This is a genomic window from Oceanithermus desulfurans (assembly GCF_014201675.1).
GTDB lineage: Bacteria > Deinococcota > Deinococci > Deinococcales > Marinithermaceae > Oceanithermus > Oceanithermus desulfurans.
The window spans coordinates 251,652-267,397 of sequence record NZ_JACHEZ010000003.1; the positions used below are offsets into that span (position 1 = coordinate 251,652).

Sequence of the window (15,746 nt, forward strand, 5' to 3'; positions counted from 1 at the left end):
ACCGCAGGGGTTGCGTCCCTGCGGTTCATATTTTTTATCCCCTGGTGCTGGAAAATTGGTGCGTTGGAGGTGAACGATGCGGAGACTCGCAGGCTTCTTGTTGGCGTTGGCCGTAGCGTTCGCTCAAGGGCAGACCACCTACAAGGGACTCGTGCTCTCCACCCCCTACCCCGCGCTCACCGTCAAGGCGGGCGAGGTGGTCAACCTTCCCCTGACGCTTAGAAACTACGGCCTTCCACCCCAGCTCACGCGCTTGCGCGTCGAGGGCGCGCCCGCGGACTGGACCGTCGCCTTCCTGGGCAGCGGCCGCGTGGTCGAGGCCGCCTTTCTGGCGCCCGACGCCACGCAGAACCTCACCCTCCGCGTCGAGGTGCCCAAGGGGGTCGGGGAGGGCCGCTACAGCATGACCGTGCTCGCCGAGGGAACCGGCGCCCGCGCCCGTCTCCCCCTCACCCTCACCGTGGGCAAGGTGCTGCCGCCTTCGCTGCGGCTCGAAGTGGAGCTGCCGGTGCTCAAGGGCACCCCCAAAACCACCTTCCGCTACCGGGCCACCCTCAAGAACGAGTCGGATCAAGACCTCCTCGTCGGCCTCGAAGCCGACGCCCCCCAGGGCTTCGAGGTCGTGTTCAAACCGCAGTTCTCGGGGCAGGAAGTCACCACCCTGCCCATCAAGGCGGGCGAGACCAAGAACATCGATATCGAGGTAAGCCCGCCCCCGCGGGTGCAGGCGGGCGAGTACAGGATCGACGTGGCCGCGAGGAGCGGGGCCGCCAAAGCGGGGTTGGAGCTGACCGCCGTGATCACCGGCAGGCCCGAGCTGAGCCTCACCACCCCCGACGGGCGCCTTTCGGGCCGTGCCTACGCCGGACGCACCTCGCCCATGAAGATCGTCGTCAAGAACCGGGGCAGCGCCGAGGCCAAGCAGGTGGAGTTCTCTTCCTACGAACCCTCCGGCTGGGAGCTGAGCTTTGAACCCAAGCGCATCGACAGCATCCCCGCCGGGGAACAGGCCGAGGTCACGGTCAAGATCAAGCCCTCGTCCAAGGCCATTGCCGGCGACTACATGGTCACCCTCACCGCGCGCCCGAAGAACGGCACCCCCGAAAACGCCGACTTCCGCATCACGGTGCTGACCTCGACGGTCTGGGGCGTCGTGGGCGTCGGCCTGATCGCGGTGGCCCTGGGGGTCCTGGCGCTGGCGGTGGCGCGCTTCGGAAGGCGATGATGACGGCCATCGAAACCCAAGCCCTCAGCAAGCGCTACGGCGACCTGGTCGCGGTCGACGGGCTTGACCTGAGCGTCGAAGAGGGCGAGGTCTTCGGGCTGCTGGGGCCCAACGGGTCGGGAAAGACGACGACGATCCTGATGCTCCTGGGCCTCACCGAGCCGACGTCGGGCCGGGTGCGGGTGCTGGGCTACGACCCCGTGCGCGAACCGCTCTCGGTCAAGCGGCGGGTCGGCTACCTGCCCGACACCGTGGGGTTCTACGACGAGCTGTCGGGGCGGGAGAACCTGCGCTACACCGCGGCGCTGTGCGGGTTGCGCGGCCGCAGCGTGGAAACGCGCATCGAGGAGGCGCTCGCGTCGATGGGCCTGACCGACGCCGCCGACCGCCCGGTGCGCACCTACTCCCGGGGAATGAAGCAGCGGCTCGGCCTCGCCGACGTACTGCTGAAGGAACCCCAGCTGGTCATCCTCGACGAACCCACCCTGGGCCTCGACCCCCAGGCCGCGCACGAGTTCCTCGGCCTGATCCGGTCGCTGGGGGACCGGGGATTGACGGTGCTGCTCTCCTCGCACCTGCTCCATCAGGTGCAGGCGGTTACCGACCGCGTCGGCCTCTTCCGCAAGGGCCGCATGGCGCTCGTCGGCAGCGTTCCGGAGCTGGCCCGCCAGGTGCTGGGCGGCGCCTACCGCGTTCACCTGGAGGCCGAGGGCGAGGACCTCGAGTCCGCACTCGCCGGCCTGCCCGGGGTGCGGCGGGTGCGGCGCGACGGCGCGCGCTACCTGCTGGAGGCCGAACGCGACCTGCGCGACGACGCCGCCCGCACCGTGGTGCAGCGGGGCGGCCGGCTGCTGCGGCTGGATCTGGAAGAGCCCGATCTCGACGAAGTCTACCGCGCCTACTTCGAGGAGGTGCCCCATGGCGACGCGGCGTGAGGGTTCGGCCTTCGCCGGTCTGGGCCCGGTTTTTTTAAAGGAGTTCGCGGACCAGCTTTCGGGGGCCCGCATGCGGCTGCTCGAGCTCCTGATCGTGCTGACCGCGGCCGGGACGATCTACGCCGCCATCCAGACGATCAAGTCCACCGTCGGCGAGGACGTCTTCCTCTTCCTGCGCCTCTTCACCACGGCCAAGGATCCCCTCCCCTCGTTCGTGGCCTTCGCCGGCTTTCTGGTGCCGCTCCTGGCCATCGCGCTGGGCTTCGACGCGGTCAACGGCGAGCACCAGCGCCGCACCCTGGGGCGGGTGCTGGCCCAGCCGATCTACCGCGACGCCCTCCTCTTCGGCAAGTACCTGGCGGGGCTCGCGACGCTGGCGTTGGTGCTGCTGGCGACCTGGCTGCTGATCACGGGGCTGGGCATCCTGCTGACCGGCCTCGCCCCCTCGGGCGAGGAGGTGGCCCGCAGCCTCCTCTACCTGGCGGCGACCCTGGCCTACGGCGGCGTCTGGCTCGCGGTGGCCCTCTTCTTCTCGACGGTCTTCAAGAGCCCCACCACCAGCGCCCTGGCCGCGATCGGCCTCTGGCTCTTCTTCACCGTCTTCTGGGGGATGGTTGCGGGCTTGCTCGCGCCGCTGCTGAGCCCGGTGCACTACGGCTTCCCGGAGGAGCTCTACCGCCGGGCGCAGACCGAGCTGATGCTCGCCCGCGTCGCGCCCAACACCCTCTACGCCGAGGCCACCCTGGCGCTGCTGCGGCCGGAGGTGCGCTCGCTCGGCCCCGTGCTCCCGGCGCAGCTCGAAGGCATGGTCCTCGGCACGCCGCTTCCGCTGGGCCAGTCGCTGCTCCTCGTCTGGCCGCAGTTCGCCGGGCTCGTGGCGGCGAGCGTCCTCTTCTTCACCCTCGCCTACGTCTTCTTCCAGCGGACCGAGATTCGGGCCTAGGGGGCACGTCCCCCTAGGCCAGCCACTCGGTCTCGTATTCCTTGGTCTTGGGAATCACGCAGAGGAACTCGACGGCCGCGTCCGAGCGGTTCTCGTACCAGTGGGCCACCCCCGCGGGAATGAAGACGGCGTCGCCGGCGACGACCTCGCGCTCCTCGCCGTCCAGCCCGATCGTCATCCGGCCCCTGAGCACGAACTGCTCGTGCTCGATCGTCGGGTGACGGTGCGCGGGGATGCGGCCGCCGGGCTCGAGCGTGAAACGCCGCAGGATGAAGTTGGGCGCGCCGTCTTCGGGGCCGACGAGCACCTGCAGGAAGGCCCCCTTCCCCTTGGCCACCGGTTTCTTTGGCGCCCCTTCGGCGGGGCGCACGAGCGCCTGGATCTCCATGGCGCTATTCTACCGCCCAGGCGGAGAGCAGCCGCACCACGTCTTCGTCGCTCACCTGGGGAAAGCGCCGGTAGTAGGCCCCCACGGCGACGAAGTCGGGCGGGGTGCTGAGCGCCACCACCTCGGCGCGGCGGCGCAGACGCTCCACCGCCTCCGGCGGGCCCACGGGCACGGCCACCACCACGCGCGCGGGCTCCTCGGCCAGCACCGCGGTGAGGGCGGCCTCCATGGTGCTGCCGGTGGCGATGCCGTCGTCGGTGAGCACCACGTCGCGGCCCGAAAGCGGCTCCTTGGGGCGCACGGCCCGGTAGCGCCGGCGGCGCTCACGGATCACCTGCATCTGGCGGCCGATCTCGGCCTTGAGGTAGCCCTCGTCGGCGATGCGCGCGGCGTAGGGCTGCAGGAAGACCTGGCCGTCCTCCCCCACGGCCCCGAGCGCGTATTCGGGGTTGCCCGGCGCCCCGATCTTGCGGGCCAGGACCACGTCCATCGTGCCCCCCAGCTCCCGCGCCAGCACGTCGGCCAGCACCACCCCGCCGCGGGGAATGCCCAGCACCACGGGCGTCTGCAGCTGCAGCGGGCGCAGCGCCTCGGCCAGCAGTCCCGCGGCTTCCGTCCGGTCCTCGAAGAACAATACCGACATGGCTCACGTTTATTGTACTCCCAACGCTTAGGCTGAAGGTACGAAGGAGGCCGTATGTCGTGGTTCATCCCCCGGGCCGGGTTCCTCGAACGGCTCAGCGAAGAGGAGAAGATGCGGCTGGGCCAGATCTGCCCGCCCCGCAGCTACCGCAAGGACGAGGCCGTCTTCATGAGCGGCGACGCCTGCGACGAACTGACCGTCGTACTCGACGGCATGCTCAAGATCGTCCGCCACGGGCCCTCAGGTCGGGAGCGCATCCTCCACCTCGCCGGCCCCGGAGACATTCTGGGCGCCGAGTTCCTGGAAGACGGCGCCGTCTACAAGGCCGACGCCGTCTGCACCTCCGACGGGGTGGTCACCTGCCCCATCAACCGCGAACAGTTCGTCCAGGTGGCGCGGGAGCTGCCCCGCGTGACCCTCAGCCTCGCGGGCAGCCTGGCGGCGCACCTCTCGCACCTGGAGGACCAGATCGAATCGGCCACCGCGCCGGTGATCGTCCGCCTCGGCCGCGTGCTCACCTGGACCGCGCGCCGCTTCGGCAAGGAGGAGCCCGAGGGTTGGGTGCGCATCGAGAGCGAGCTGCGGCAGGAAGACCTCGCCGCCATGTCGGGAAGCACCCGGGTGACGATCACCCACACCCTGGGGCAGCTGCGCGACCTGGGGCTGGTGGAGGGCACCCGCGGGCGCTACCGCGTCCGCCTCGAGCCCCTGGAACGCATGATCGAAGACCTGCTCTGGGAAAGCTAGGGGGCGGTGCGCCGGGCCTGCCAGCGGTTGAGCCCCCGCAGGCCCACCATCGTCGCCAGCCCCAGGGCGAACCAGGCCCAGATCGGCCAGGCCAGCCACGCGTGCACCCGCGGGTCGTGGGAGATGAGCTGCGCTCCGGCCCAGACGATGACGAGGGAGCCCAGGAGGCTCAGCCAGGGCCAGCGGTTGAGCAGCTGCGCGATCGCGGCGGAGCCCAGCATCAGGATGGGGATCGAGAGCATCAAGCCGAAGACCAGCAGCCCCAGGTGCCCCCCCGCCGCACCGGCCACCGCCAGCACGTTGTCGAGGCTCAGGGTGAAGTCGGCGACGATGATCAACGTCACCGCCTGCCAGAACGAGGCCGCGCTGCCCACCCGCGCCTCCTCGTCCTCGCCGCCCAGCAGCTTGGCCGCGATCCAGAACAGCACCACCCCGCCCAGAGCGCGCAGGAAGGGCACGGAGAGCAGCAGCGCCGCCAGGATGGTGAAGGTGACGCGCAGGCCGATGGCGCCGAGCGTGCCCATCAGGATGGCCCGGCGCCGCAGGCGGCCCGGCAGGTCGCGCACGGCCATGCCGATCACCACCGCGTTGTCGCCCGACAGCACCAGGTCGATCAGGACGATGCTGAACAGGCCCAGGAGGGTGGCTTCGGGGGTCATTCCTCGAGCACGAAACGGTCTTCGCGGTCGTGCAGGCGAACCCGTTGGATGATGCGGTGGTCGTGGTCGTTGTTGGTGTCGGAGGTGGCCACCACGGTGACGTAGTCGCGGATCGGGCTCCGAAGCACCTTCTTGGTCAGGGTCTCCTCTACCTGGAAGATGCCGGCGGCGTTGTTCATGCGCACCCGGATCTCGATGGGGATCGCGTCGCCGCGCATGATGATCACCTCGTCCACCGCGAGCGCCGAGATCGAGTGGATGTCGATCGAGCCCAGGCTGAAGGCCTTGCGCCCCCGCCCCTTGGTGATGTCGGTGCCGTCGGCCACCGCGGTAACGCCCGCCTCGATGGTCAGCGGCTCGGGGTGCAGGTCGTGGCTGTAGATCGAGTGCAGCATCAGCGCCCGCAGCTCGATGCGCTGCTCGGGCTTGGGGTAGAGCTCGCCGAGGATACGGTTCAGGATCGGCAGCGCCAGGGTGACGCCGAAGGCCTCGTGGTGCTCCCGGTGCACCTGGTTGCCGATGTCGTGCAGCATCGTGGAGAGGATGACGACGACGAAGGCGTCCTCGAGATCGCCGACGCCCGACTCGACGGTGTCGGGGCGCACCCCGGCGTCGACGAGCAGTTGCAGGATGGCCACCGAGGCGGCCCCGGTGAGCAGCGCGTGCACGCGGCCGTGGTCGTTGTACCCCAGCTTGTGCATGGTGATGTAGTTGGCCATGTCCCAGTGGCCGCGCGCCTCCGGGTCCTTGGAAAGCATCTCGTAGGCGGCGAGCGCCCTGGGGTAGGGCTCGAGCCCCTTGCGGATCGACTGATCCGCCTCGACGTAGAGCCGCGACTTGGGGCTCGCGATGTGGATGATGCGTTCCCTCTGGTCAGACAATGGCGACCTCCGTGGGGACCGGCCCCAGAAAGCTCATTGTACTGCTTTTTCTCCGCGGGCGCGTACTACTCGCCCTTGAACTCGGGCGCCCGTTTTTCCAGGAAGGCCGCGGTGCCCTCGCGCATGTCGTGGGTGGTGACGGTCATGCCGAAGAGGTCGGCCTCGATCTCCAGCGCCTCGGGCAGGGGCACGTCGGCGCCGCGCGCCACCGCCTCCTTGGCCAGCGCCAGCGCCACCGGGCTGTTCTTCATGATCGCCTGGGCCAGCTCCCGCGCCGCGGCCACCGCGTCGTCGGCCACGCGGTTCACCAGACCGAGAGCAAGCGCCTCCTCCGCAGGGACGTGGCGGCCGGTGAGGATGAGGTCGAAGGCGCGCCCCACGCCCACCAGGCGGGGCAGCCGCTGGGTGCCGCCAAAACCCGGGATCAGGCCCAGGCCCACCTCGGGCAGGCCCAGCTTGGCCTTCGTCGCCGCCACGCGCAGGTCGCAGGCCAGCGCGAGCTCGAGCCCTCCCCCGAGCGCGTAGCCGTTGATCGCGGCGATCGTGGGCACCGGCAGCGCGGCGATGTGGTTCATGACCTCCTGGCCCGCCAGGGCGAACTCACGGCCGATGAAGACGTCCTTGAGGGCGTTGATCTCGCTGATGTCGGCCCCGGCCACGAAGGCCTTGCCCTCGCCGGTGAAGACGGCCACCTTGACCTCGGGGTCCTCGGCGATGACCTCGGTCACCTCGGCGATCTCGCGCAGCACGTCGGCCGCCAGGGCGTTGAGCGCCTTGGGCCGGGTGAAGGTCACCCAGGCGATCCCCTCGGCGACCTCGTAGCGCAGGAACTCGAACTCGGGCACTTCGAGCGCGAAGGCGGGAACCTCTTCGTGCGAATGGTCGTGTTCGTGTGCCATGCCTACACCTCTCCTTCCAGGAGGACGAGCCCCTCCAGGGCCGTCGCGATCATGCGGTGCACGCCCTGCTGCAGCAGGCTTTCCTCGACGAACTCGGTGTCGCCGATCTGGTTCGAGACCGTCAGCAGCGCGCCGGCGTGGACGCCGCGCATCTTGGCGACGAGGAAGAGCGCCGCGGCCTCCATCTCGAAGGCCATGACGCCGAAGCGGTGCCAGGCGCGCGCGTTCTCGGGGTTGGTGGCGTAGAAGGCGTCCTCGGTGGCGATCAGCCCCACGTGGTAGGGCTCGCCCGAGGCGGCCGCCGCCCGCTCCAGCGCCTTCAGCACCGGCCAACTGGGAATCGGCGCGTAGGGGCGGTTTTCCAGGTACTGGCGGGTGGTGCCGTCGAGCGGCACCGCGCCCTGGACCACCAGCAGGTCGGCCGCCGACAGCGCGGGGTCGACCGCGCCGCTGGTGCCGACGCGCACCAGCACGCGGGCGCCGAGCTGCACCAGCTCCTCGGCCACGATCGAGGCCGAAGGGCATCCCATCCCGGTGGTCTGCACGCTGACCGGCAGCCCCTTGTAACGGCCGGTGAAGCCGAGCAGGGACCGGTAGGTGTTGTAGGTGGTGACGTCTTCGAGAAAGGTCTCGGCGATGTACTCGGCCCGGCCGGGGTCCCCGGGCAGGAGGACGAAGGGGGCGACCTCGCCGGTCTTGGCGCGAACGTGCAGTGGGCTCATACGCCCTTAGGATACACGGGCCGGAAACGCAGCGCCGCGCCCTCGCGGGCGGCGAGCTCGGGCAACACCGCGAGCGCGTCGGTCCGGGCGCAAACCTCTACGTCGGCGGCGAGGCCGACCTGCGCCAGCGCCGCCGCGGCGGCGCTGGACTGGAGTAAGGGGCGCGGGTCGGGGTGGGCCAGGAAGAGCGCCTGCGCCAGCCGGGCCCCGTCGTCGAGCCGGGCGTCGGGCTCGAGCCCACGGAACCTCGCCACCAGCGCCCCCAGGGCGTAGGCGTCGTCGAGCGCCGCCCGCCCCTCGCGCCCCGCCGCCACCAGCACCACGTCGCCGCCGCGGGCGGCGGCCCAGCGCACCGCCGCCCCGACGTTGACCAGCGCCGCCAGCCCCACCCGCTCCGCTGCCACGGCCGCACGCACCGCCGCCCGGGTGCCGTTCGTCGTCGTCATCACCACCGTGCGCCCCCGCACCCGGCCGGGGTGGACCTCGCGCGGGCTGTTGCCGAGGTCGAAGCCCTCCGGGGGCAGGCCGCCACGTTCGCCGGCGAGGAGCGCGCCGCGCTGGCGGGCCTCGGCCCGCGCCTGCGCGACCTCCGCGGTAAGCACGAGCTCGCGCGCCCCCCCGTCCAGCAGGAAGGCCGCGGTCGTGGTGGCCCGGATCACGTCCACCACCAGGGCCGTCACCGCCGACGGCAGCGCCTCGGCCGGCGAAAGGACGGCGCTAAGCCTGCGCGGCATCGCGGAGCGCGCGCAGGTTCTCGGCCACCGCGCCGCCGCCGAAGACGGCCGAGCCCGCGACCAGCACGTCGGCCCCGCGCCGCACCAGCTCGGCGGCGTTGGCGGGCCCGACGCCGCCGTCCACCTCGATCCGCACCTCGGGGTTGAGGCGCTCGCGCAGGGCGGACAGACGCTCGAGCCGCTCGAGGCTGCGGGGGATGAAGCGCTGCCCCCCGAACCCGGGGTTGACGCTCATCAAAAGCGCCAGGTCGAGCTCGCCCAGCACGTCCTCGAACCAGTCGAGCGGGGTGGCGGGGTTCACGGCCAGCCCCGCCTTAGCGCCCGCGGAGCGGATCAGCTGCAGCGTGCGGTGAACGTGCGGGGTCGCCTCGACGTGGACGGTCACCAGGTCGGCGCCGGCGGCGACGAAGCGTTCGACGTAGCGCTCGGGCTCGACGATCATCAGGTGGACGTCGAGGGGCAGGCGGGTCACCGGCCGCAGGGCCTCGACGACGACGAAGCCCATCGTGATGTTGGGCACGAAGCACCCGTCCATCACGTCGACGTGGATCCAGTCGGCGCCGGCCGCCTCGGCCGCGCGGACCTGGTCCGCCAGACGCGCGAAGTCGGCGGAGAGGATGGAAGGTGCGATAAGGGGCATTTGCTACAAATCGTACAGCACGTTCTCGAGGCCTGCCGGATCCCGCACCTCGATGAGGCGCGATCCGAAGGCGACGAGGCCGAGCTCCTGGAATTGCCCGAGGACGCGGGTGGCCGTCTCGCGGCTGGTGCCCGCCAGGTCGGCGAGCTCGCGGTGGGTGAGCGGCATGCTGCGCCCGTGCGCGGTCTCTTCGCCGTATCGGTGGCGGAAGAGCTTGAGCAGGGCGTAGGCCACCTTGCCGCGCGCCTCCTCGAAGGTGAGCACCTCGACCTCGTGGTTCATCTCGCGCAGGCGGCGGGCGATGATGCGCGCCAGGTTGTGGGCCACCTGCGGGAACCGCCGCACCAGCCCCCAGTACTCCTCCAGGTAGAGGGCGTGGATGACCGTGTCCTCGACGGCCGTGGCCGTGGCCGAACGGGGCTCGTCGTCCACCAGGCTCATCTCGCCGAAGATCTCGCCGGGGTTCAGGTAGGCGAGCACCTTCTCGCGGCCGTCCAGGTTGCGGTGCGAGATCTTGACCTTGCCGGAACGGATCAGGTAGAGCGCGTGCCCGGGGTCCCCGGCCTCGAAGACGGTCTGCCGGGGGCGCAGCGAGATGGTGCGGAAGGCCTGCTCGGCGATCTCGTAGCCTTCGGGCGGCACGCCCTCGAACAAGGGGGAGCGGCTGATGATGTCGGACACGTCGAGCTTCATTACCCCATAATCTATACGAAATCAGGCCGCCGGGCCTACCCCGGTTTGTGGGTAGGATGGAGGACGTGTGGGCGCTCAAGGCCGAGGGGCTGACCTTTCGCTACGGCGAGCTCGAGCTTTTCCGGGACCTCGACCTGGAACTGGAGCCGGGCGCGGTGCGGGCGGTGCTGGGACCCAGCGGCTCCGGCAAGACGACGCTGGTGCACCTGCTCGCGGGCATCCTGCCCCTGCCGTCGGGGCGGCTGTGGTGGGGCGAGGTCGAGGTCGGGCGGCGCAGCGAGGAGGAGCTGGCGCGGCTGCGGCGGGAGCGGGTGGGCCTGGTCTTCCAGCACCACTACCTGCTCGACGAGCTCACCGCGCTGGAAAACGTCCTGGTGCCGGGCATGATCGCCGGCCGGCCCGACCCCGGGTGGGCCCGGCGCCTGATCGAACGGGTCGGGCTGGCGGCGCACGCCCACCAGCGGCCCGACACCCTCTCGGGCGGGGAGCGGCAGCGGGTGGCCGTGGCCCGGGCCCTCTACCCGCGGCCGCGCGTCGTCCTGGCCGACGAGCCCACCGGAGCCCTCGACCGCGCCAACGCCCGCAGGGTCAAGGATCTGCTGCTCGAGCTGGCCGGGGAAAACGGGGCCGCCGTGCTGCTGGCGACCCACGACGAAGCCCTGGTGCAGGGGCTGCCGGCCTGGCGGATCGAAGACGGCCGCCTGGTGGGCGGCTAGAGCAGGGGCAGCTCGCCGGCGGTGAGGATGCCTTCGGCGCCGTTGCCCTGATGGAAGCCAGCCATGCGCGCGGCCACCTTGCCCCCGGCGCGGTGCACCACGCGCTCGAGCGCACGCATCGTCCCCCCCGAAGCCACCACGTCCATGACCAGGACGACGTTCTTGTTGAGGATGCGCTCGGTGTAGCGGCGGTCGAGCCAGAGGACCTCGCCGGCCCCCAGGGTGAGCGACTCGACCTCCTGGATGATGGGGTCGATCATGTAGGGGCGGCGGCGCTTGCGCACCACGATGTAGTTGAGGTCGCGCGCCGCGGCCAGCTCGTGGGCCAGCGGGATCGAAGAGGTCTCGACGGTGACGATCAGGTCGGCGTCGTCCGGCATCTTGGGCACGAGCTCCCCCATCACCGCGCGGACGAACTCGATGTCGCCCAGGAAGTCGACGAGCGGAATGCGTACGCCCGGAAAGGGCTCGTGCAGCGGAACGTGCCGGGTCACGCCGCCGATCTGGATGGGGTAGGTGTCCATGGTCACCATGCTCCTCAGGCCTCCTCGGGGCTGAACAGAGGCAGATGGCCTAAGGCGATGACGTCGTCGCGGGGGGTGCCCTCGGTGAAGACGGCCATCACCGCGGCCACCTCGCCGCCGACGCTCTCGATCAGTTCGCGCAGCCCCTTGAGGGTGCTGCCGGTCGAGACCACGTCGTCCACGATGGCCACCTTCTTGCCCTTGATCTTGGCGATGTCCGCGCCGTCGAGCACCAGCAGCTGCGGCTTGCCGGTGGTGATGGAGAGCACCTCGCGGGTGACCGGGTGGATCATGTAGGGTTTGGCGGTCTTGCGCGCGACGATGTACGGCAGGCCGGTCCGGCGGGACAGCGCGTGGGCCAGGGGAACCGCCTTGACCTCGGGGGTGACGAGCACCTCGACCTGCTGCGGCAGCCGTTTCGCCATCTCCTCGGCCACCGCCTCGGTCAGCTCGGTGTCCCCTAGCAGGTTGAGCAGGGCGACGGCCACGCCGTCGCCTACCTGCACCACGGGCAGTTCGCGCTTCACCCCGCCGATCTCGATGGGATAGCTCTTCATGGCTTTAGTGTACACCCAGAGAGCTATAATAAGGCCATGGTTAAGGCAAAACTAGAAAACCTGGGGGTCGAGGCCCAGAGCGGAAACGTGGTCGCGCTGCTGCGCGCCGAGACGGGCGAGCTCCTCCCCATCTGGATCGGACCGCTCGAGGCCCAGAACATCGCGGTCGCCCTGGCCGGCGAAAAACCCCCCAGACCGCTGACGCCGGACCTGCTGCTGTCGGTGCTCGAGATGCTGGGCGGCCAACTCAAGCGCGTCGAGATCACCGAGCTGAAGGACGGCACCTACTTCGCCCGTCTGGTCGTCGACCACCGCGGCATCGAGTACGAGATCGACGCCCGCCCTTCCGACGCCATGGCGCTGGCCGTGCGCACCGGCGCCGAGATTCTCGTGGACGAGAAGGTGCTGGCGGAGGGGAAGATCGACGAGGCCAACTTCGAGCCCCACGGCCCCACGCCGGAAGCCTGATCCCGACGAACTAGACCGCGTTGCTCATCACGTGCACGTGCACGTGGAAGACCTCCTGCCCGCCGCGCTCGCCCACGTGGGCCTGGATCTTGTAGTGCTCGAGCCCCAGCGCCCGGGTGGCCACGCGGTTGACGGTGCGGAAGAGCGCGCCCAGCTTGCGCTCGCCCTCCTCGTCGTCGGGGTAGTCGGAAAGCTTGGGTACGTGCTCGCGCGGCACCACCAGCACGTGCACCTTGGCCTTGGGGCGGATATCGCGGAAGGCCACGAACTGCTCGTCTTCGTAGACGATGTCGGCGGGCAGCTCCCCGGCGATGATGCGGCAGAAGACGCAGTCGCTCATACCTTCAAGTCTACCGGCCGCGCCGTGCGGGCCCGCAGCGTGTAGCCCTCGACGCCCTCCACCACGACCTCGGCCTCCCGACCCGCGACGAGCCCCTCGCCGGTGAGCTCGACCTCGTAGTAGTCGGGGGTGTGACCGTACCCCACACCCGAGCGCACCCGTTCGACGAGCACCGTGGTGCGCCGGCCCAAAAGCGGCCGCACCCGCGCCTCGGCGAGCTGGGCGGCCAGGGCGATCAGCTCATGGGCGCGGCGCTTGCGCTCGGCGTGGGGCACCTGGGGCAGGCGGGCGGCGCGGGTGCCCGGCCTGGGGGTGTAGGTGAAGACGTGCACCCGGCTCGGGTGCACCTCGCGCAGGAAGGCGAGGGTGGCGCGGTGCTCGTCCTCGGTCTCGGTGGGCAGGCCGGCGATCACGTCGGTGGTGAGGGCGAAGCCGGGGATGCGCGCCCGGGCACGGGCGACCAGGTCGCGGTAGTCGGCGGCGGCGTAGCGCCGGCCCATCAGCGCGAGCAGCCGATCGGCCCCCGTCTGCAGGCTCAGGTGCAGGTGGGGGCGGACGAAGGGGGCGTGCAGGCCGATCACCTCGAGCAGCTCGGGGCCGGTGTCCTCCGGCTCGATCGAGCTGAGCCGCAGCGGCACGCCCACCCCAACCAGCTCCTCGAGCAGCCCCGCCACCCCGCGTGGGTGCCCGGCGTACGAACCCAGCCGCACCCCGGTGAGCACGAGCTCGCGGTAGCCGGCCGCCGCCAGAGCCTCGGCCTCCTCGACCACGCTGCGCCAGTCGCGGTGGCGCTCGCGGCCGCGGGTGCGCGGGATGATGCAGTAGGCACAGCCGGCGTTGCAGCCGTCCTGGATCTTGAGGAAGGCCCGCACCCGGTCGGTGAAAAGCCCCCGCTCGCCCGCGCCCCAGAACTCGCTGGGCGGGGTGGTGACGGGGTCGGCGGGCAGCCCGAAACGCTCGAGGATGACCCGGGGCAGCTCGGCCTTGCTGCGGTTGGGCACCACCGCGTCGGCCCCCAGCTCGGCGATCTGCTCGGGCGCGAGTTCGGCGTAGCAGCCGGTCACGACCACGAAGGCGTCGGGGTTGGCGCGGCGGGCCCGGCGAATCTCCTTGCGGGCGGTGGACTCGGCCGTCGTGGTCACGCTGCAGGTGTTGATCACCACCAGGTCGGCGCCCTGCTCGAGCTCGACCACCTCGGGCTCGAGCGCCGCCAGCATCCCCACCAGCGCGTCCGACTCCACCTGGTTGACCTTGCACCCCAGGGTGCGCACCGCGATCCGCATCCGTACCATTCTGTCCGTCGCACCAACCCCCGTCAAGGCGCCCGGTTGCATAGCGGGACGGTTGCCTGCATATCCAGGGATTAAGCTGGAGTCATGACCGACCTCGACATCGCCCAGAAGGCGACCCTGCACCCGATCCGCGAGATCGCCGGCGCCATCGGCATTCCCGAGGACAAGCTCTTCCACTACGGCCCCTACATGGCCAAGGTCGAAGGCGAGCCGCCCCCCAAGCGAGGGCGGCTCATCCTCGTCACCGCCCTCACCCCCACCCCCGCAGGCGAGGGCAAGACCACCGTCTCCATCGGCCTCACCCAGGGCCTCGGCCGGCTCGGCAAGAAGGCCGCGGTGGCGCTGCGCGAGCCCAGCCTGGGGCCGGTCTTCGGCGTCAAGGGCGGCGCCACCGGCGGCGGCTACAGCCAGGTGCTCCCCATGGAGGAGATCAACCTCCACTTCACCGGCGACTTCCACGCCGTCACCAGCGCGGTCAACCTGCTGGCGGCGATGGTCGACAACCACATCCACCAAGGCAACGCCCTGGGCATCGAACCGCGCCGCGTCGAGTACAAACGCGTCCTCGACATGAACGACCGCGCCCTGCGTCACGTGGTCACCGGGCTGGGTGGGCCCATAAACGGCGTGCCCGCCGAGTCGGGGTTCGAGATCACCGTGGCCTCCGAGGTCATGGCCGTCATGGCCCTGGCCCGCACCGTGCCCGAGCTCAAGGAGCGCCTGGGCAGGATCCGCGTCGGCTACACCTTCGACCGCAAGCCCGTCTACGCCCGCCAGCTCAAGGCCCACGGCGCGATGACCGCCCTGCTGGTCCAGGCGCTCAAGCCCAACCTGGTACAGACGCTCGAAGGCCAGCCCGCCTTCGTGCACATGGGCCCCTTCGCCAACATCGCCCACGGCACCAACTCGGTGCGGGCCACCGAGATGGCCCTGGGCTACGCCGACTACGTGGTCACCGAGGCCGGCTTCGGCTCCGACCTCGGCGCCGAGAAGTTCTTCAACGTGGTCAGCCGCGCCGCCGGCTTCGCGCCCGAGGCGGTGGTCCTCGTCGCCACCATCCGGGCGCTGCGCTACCACGGCGGCGCCGACGACTACCACACGCCCAACCCCGAGGCCGTCCGGCAGGGGCTTGCCAACCTTGCCCAGCACGCGGGCAACATCCGCCAGCACGGCTTCGACCCGGTGATCGCCCTCAACCACTTCGAAAGCGACACCGAGGAGGAAATCGAGCTGGTGCGCGCCTTCGCTCGCGAATACCGCCTGCGTTTCGCCGTGGCCGAGGTCTGGGCCAAGGGGGGCGAGGGCGGCCGGGCGCTGGCCGAGGAGGTGCTGGCCGCGCTGGAGACGCCCGGCCAGCTGCAGCCGCTCTACGACCCCGACGAAGACCTGGGGGAGAAGATCCGCCGCATCGCCACCGAGGTCTACGGCGCCGCCGGCGTCAGCTACACCAAGAAGGCCCGCAACGCCCTGCGCCGCATCCAGCGCGACGGCTGCGACCGGTTGCCCGTCGTCATGGCCAAGACGCCCGCAAGCCTCTCCGACGACCCCAAGCTGCGCGGCCGCCCCGGCGACTTCACCGTCACCGTGACCGACCTCAAGGCCCGCTGCGGTGCGGGCTTCGTGGTGGTCTACATGGGCGACGTGATGACGATGCCCGGCCTGCCCAAGACGCCCGCCGCCGAGCGGGTGGACGTGACCGAGGACGGCCGGATCGTCGGGCTGTTCTAACGCGAAACCCCC

Annotated in this window: 20 protein-coding genes; 7 read left to right on the forward strand and 13 right to left on the reverse strand. The window is 70.7% G+C overall.

Features of this window, described 5'->3' with window-relative positions; all coding sequences use genetic code 11:
- The first annotated feature begins 76 nt into the window (after window positions 1-76).
- Genes HNQ05_RS05345 through HNQ05_RS05355 form a run of 3 tightly spaced genes read left to right on the forward strand, consistent with a single transcriptional unit; the run spans window position 77 to window position 3,103 of the window.
- Window positions 77-1,225, forward strand: a complete 1,149-nt coding sequence (locus HNQ05_RS05345; RefSeq protein WP_147146568.1) for a COG1470 family protein — start codon at window positions 77-79, stop codon at window positions 1,223-1,225.
- The gene (locus HNQ05_RS05350; RefSeq protein WP_183677639.1) at window positions 1,225-2,160 is read left to right on the forward strand and encodes an ABC transporter ATP-binding protein; all 936 of its coding nucleotides are present in this window, start codon (window positions 1,225-1,227) and stop codon (window positions 2,158-2,160) included. The genes HNQ05_RS05345 and HNQ05_RS05350 overlap by 1 nt, the downstream gene beginning before the upstream one ends.
- The gene (locus HNQ05_RS05355; RefSeq protein ID WP_147146564.1) at window positions 2,144-3,103 is read left to right on the forward strand and encodes an ABC transporter permease; all 960 of its coding nucleotides are present in this window, start codon (window positions 2,144-2,146) and stop codon (window positions 3,101-3,103) included. The genes HNQ05_RS05350 and HNQ05_RS05355 overlap by 17 nt, the downstream gene beginning before the upstream one ends.
- A 13-nt stretch (window positions 3,104-3,116) precedes the next feature.
- Here the strand turns inward: HNQ05_RS05355 and HNQ05_RS05360 are convergent, their stop codons facing one another.
- The gene (locus tag HNQ05_RS05360; protein WP_147146562.1) at window positions 3,117-3,491 is read right to left on the reverse strand and encodes a cupin domain-containing protein; all 375 of its coding nucleotides are present in this window, start codon (window positions 3,489-3,491) and stop codon (window positions 3,117-3,119) included.
- Between the two features lie 4 nt (window positions 3,492-3,495).
- Complete coding sequence (locus HNQ05_RS05365) at window positions 3,496-4,134, reverse strand: phosphoribosyltransferase (protein ID WP_147146560.1); 639 nt, start codon at window positions 4,132-4,134, stop codon at window positions 3,496-3,498.
- Window positions 4,135-4,188: 54 nt separating this feature from the next.
- On the opposite strand from HNQ05_RS05365, the gene HNQ05_RS05370 reads away from it, so the two are divergent.
- Window positions 4,189-4,881, forward strand: a complete 693-nt coding sequence (locus HNQ05_RS05370; RefSeq protein ID WP_147146558.1) for a Crp/Fnr family transcriptional regulator — start codon at window positions 4,189-4,191, stop codon at window positions 4,879-4,881.
- Here the strand turns inward: HNQ05_RS05370 and HNQ05_RS05375 are convergent.
- The 7 genes from HNQ05_RS05375 to HNQ05_RS05405 form a co-directional block, all read right to left on the reverse strand.
- A complete protein-coding gene (locus HNQ05_RS05375; RefSeq protein WP_147146556.1) occupies window positions 4,878-5,540 on the reverse strand; it encodes a TerC family protein in 663 nt (220 codons plus the stop codon). The genes HNQ05_RS05370 and HNQ05_RS05375 overlap by 4 nt on opposite strands.
- Window positions 5,537-6,421 carry a phosphohydrolase gene (locus HNQ05_RS05380; protein ID WP_147146554.1) on the reverse strand — a complete coding sequence of 295 codons (885 nt, stop codon included), beginning with the start codon at window positions 6,419-6,421 and terminating at the stop codon, window positions 5,537-5,539. The genes HNQ05_RS05375 and HNQ05_RS05380 overlap by 4 nt, the downstream gene beginning before the upstream one ends.
- 65 nt (window positions 6,422-6,486) lie before the next feature.
- The gene (locus HNQ05_RS05385; protein WP_147146552.1) at window positions 6,487-7,320 is read right to left on the reverse strand and encodes an enoyl-CoA hydratase/isomerase family protein; all 834 of its coding nucleotides are present in this window, start codon (window positions 7,318-7,320) and stop codon (window positions 6,487-6,489) included.
- Between the two features lie 2 nt (window positions 7,321-7,322).
- A complete protein-coding gene (locus HNQ05_RS05390; protein WP_147146550.1) occupies window positions 7,323-8,042 on the reverse strand; it encodes a phosphorylase family protein in 720 nt (239 codons plus the stop codon).
- On the reverse strand, window positions 8,039-8,776 hold the full coding sequence (locus tag HNQ05_RS05395; RefSeq protein ID WP_147146548.1) for a 2-phosphosulfolactate phosphatase: 738 nt from the start codon (window positions 8,774-8,776) through the stop codon (window positions 8,039-8,041). The genes HNQ05_RS05390 and HNQ05_RS05395 overlap by 4 nt, the downstream gene beginning before the upstream one ends.
- Window positions 8,760-9,416 carry a ribulose-phosphate 3-epimerase gene (gene rpe / locus HNQ05_RS05400; RefSeq protein WP_147146546.1) on the reverse strand — a complete coding sequence of 219 codons (657 nt, stop codon included), beginning with the start codon at window positions 9,414-9,416 and terminating at the stop codon, window positions 8,760-8,762. Before rpe ends, HNQ05_RS05395 begins: the two co-directional genes overlap by 17 nt.
- A gap of 3 nt (window positions 9,417-9,419) precedes the next feature.
- Window positions 9,420-10,109, reverse strand: coding sequence for a Crp/Fnr family transcriptional regulator (locus tag HNQ05_RS05405; protein ID WP_147146544.1), 690 nt, complete (start codon window positions 10,107-10,109; stop codon window positions 9,420-9,422).
- Window positions 10,110-10,165: 56 nt separating this feature from the next.
- Here HNQ05_RS05405 and HNQ05_RS05410 point away from each other — a divergent pair, with 56 nt between their 5' ends.
- A complete protein-coding gene (locus HNQ05_RS05410) occupies window positions 10,166-10,825 on the forward strand; it encodes an ABC transporter ATP-binding protein (RefSeq protein WP_147146542.1) in 660 nt (219 codons plus the stop codon).
- Here HNQ05_RS05410 and HNQ05_RS05415 read toward each other — a convergent pair.
- Both HNQ05_RS05415 and HNQ05_RS05420 read right to left on the reverse strand, forming a co-directional pair.
- Window positions 10,822-11,349: a phosphoribosyltransferase family protein gene (locus tag HNQ05_RS05415; RefSeq protein ID WP_183677649.1), complete on the reverse strand. Its 528-nt coding sequence runs from the start codon at window positions 11,347-11,349 to the stop codon at window positions 10,822-10,824. The genes HNQ05_RS05410 and HNQ05_RS05415 overlap by 4 nt on opposite strands.
- 14 nt (window positions 11,350-11,363) lie before the next feature.
- Window positions 11,364-11,906, reverse strand: coding sequence for a phosphoribosyltransferase family protein (locus tag HNQ05_RS05420; RefSeq protein ID WP_147146538.1), 543 nt, complete (start codon window positions 11,904-11,906; stop codon window positions 11,364-11,366).
- A gap of 36 nt (window positions 11,907-11,942) precedes the next feature.
- Between HNQ05_RS05420 and HNQ05_RS05425 the strand changes: the two genes are divergently transcribed.
- On the forward strand, window positions 11,943-12,374 hold the full coding sequence (locus HNQ05_RS05425; protein ID WP_147146536.1) for a bifunctional nuclease family protein: 432 nt from the start codon (window positions 11,943-11,945) through the stop codon (window positions 12,372-12,374).
- A 10-nt stretch (window positions 12,375-12,384) separates the two neighbouring features.
- On the opposite strand, the gene HNQ05_RS05430 is transcribed toward HNQ05_RS05425, so the two are convergent.
- Window positions 12,385-12,714 (reverse strand): HIT domain-containing protein, encoded by a 330-nt coding sequence (locus tag HNQ05_RS05430; protein WP_147146534.1) that lies wholly within the window; start codon window positions 12,712-12,714, stop codon window positions 12,385-12,387.
- Entirely contained in the window at window positions 12,711-13,997 is a 1,287-nt protein-coding gene (locus HNQ05_RS05435) for a MiaB/RimO family radical SAM methylthiotransferase (protein WP_147146532.1), read from the reverse strand. The genes HNQ05_RS05430 and HNQ05_RS05435 overlap by 4 nt, the downstream gene beginning before the upstream one ends.
- Window positions 13,998-14,090: 93 nt before the next feature.
- Between HNQ05_RS05435 and HNQ05_RS05440 the strand changes: the two genes are divergently transcribed.
- Window positions 14,091-15,734 (forward strand): formate--tetrahydrofolate ligase, encoded by a 1,644-nt coding sequence (locus tag HNQ05_RS05440; protein WP_147146529.1) that lies wholly within the window; start codon window positions 14,091-14,093, stop codon window positions 15,732-15,734.
- Window positions 15,735-15,746: the final 12 nt, after the last annotated feature.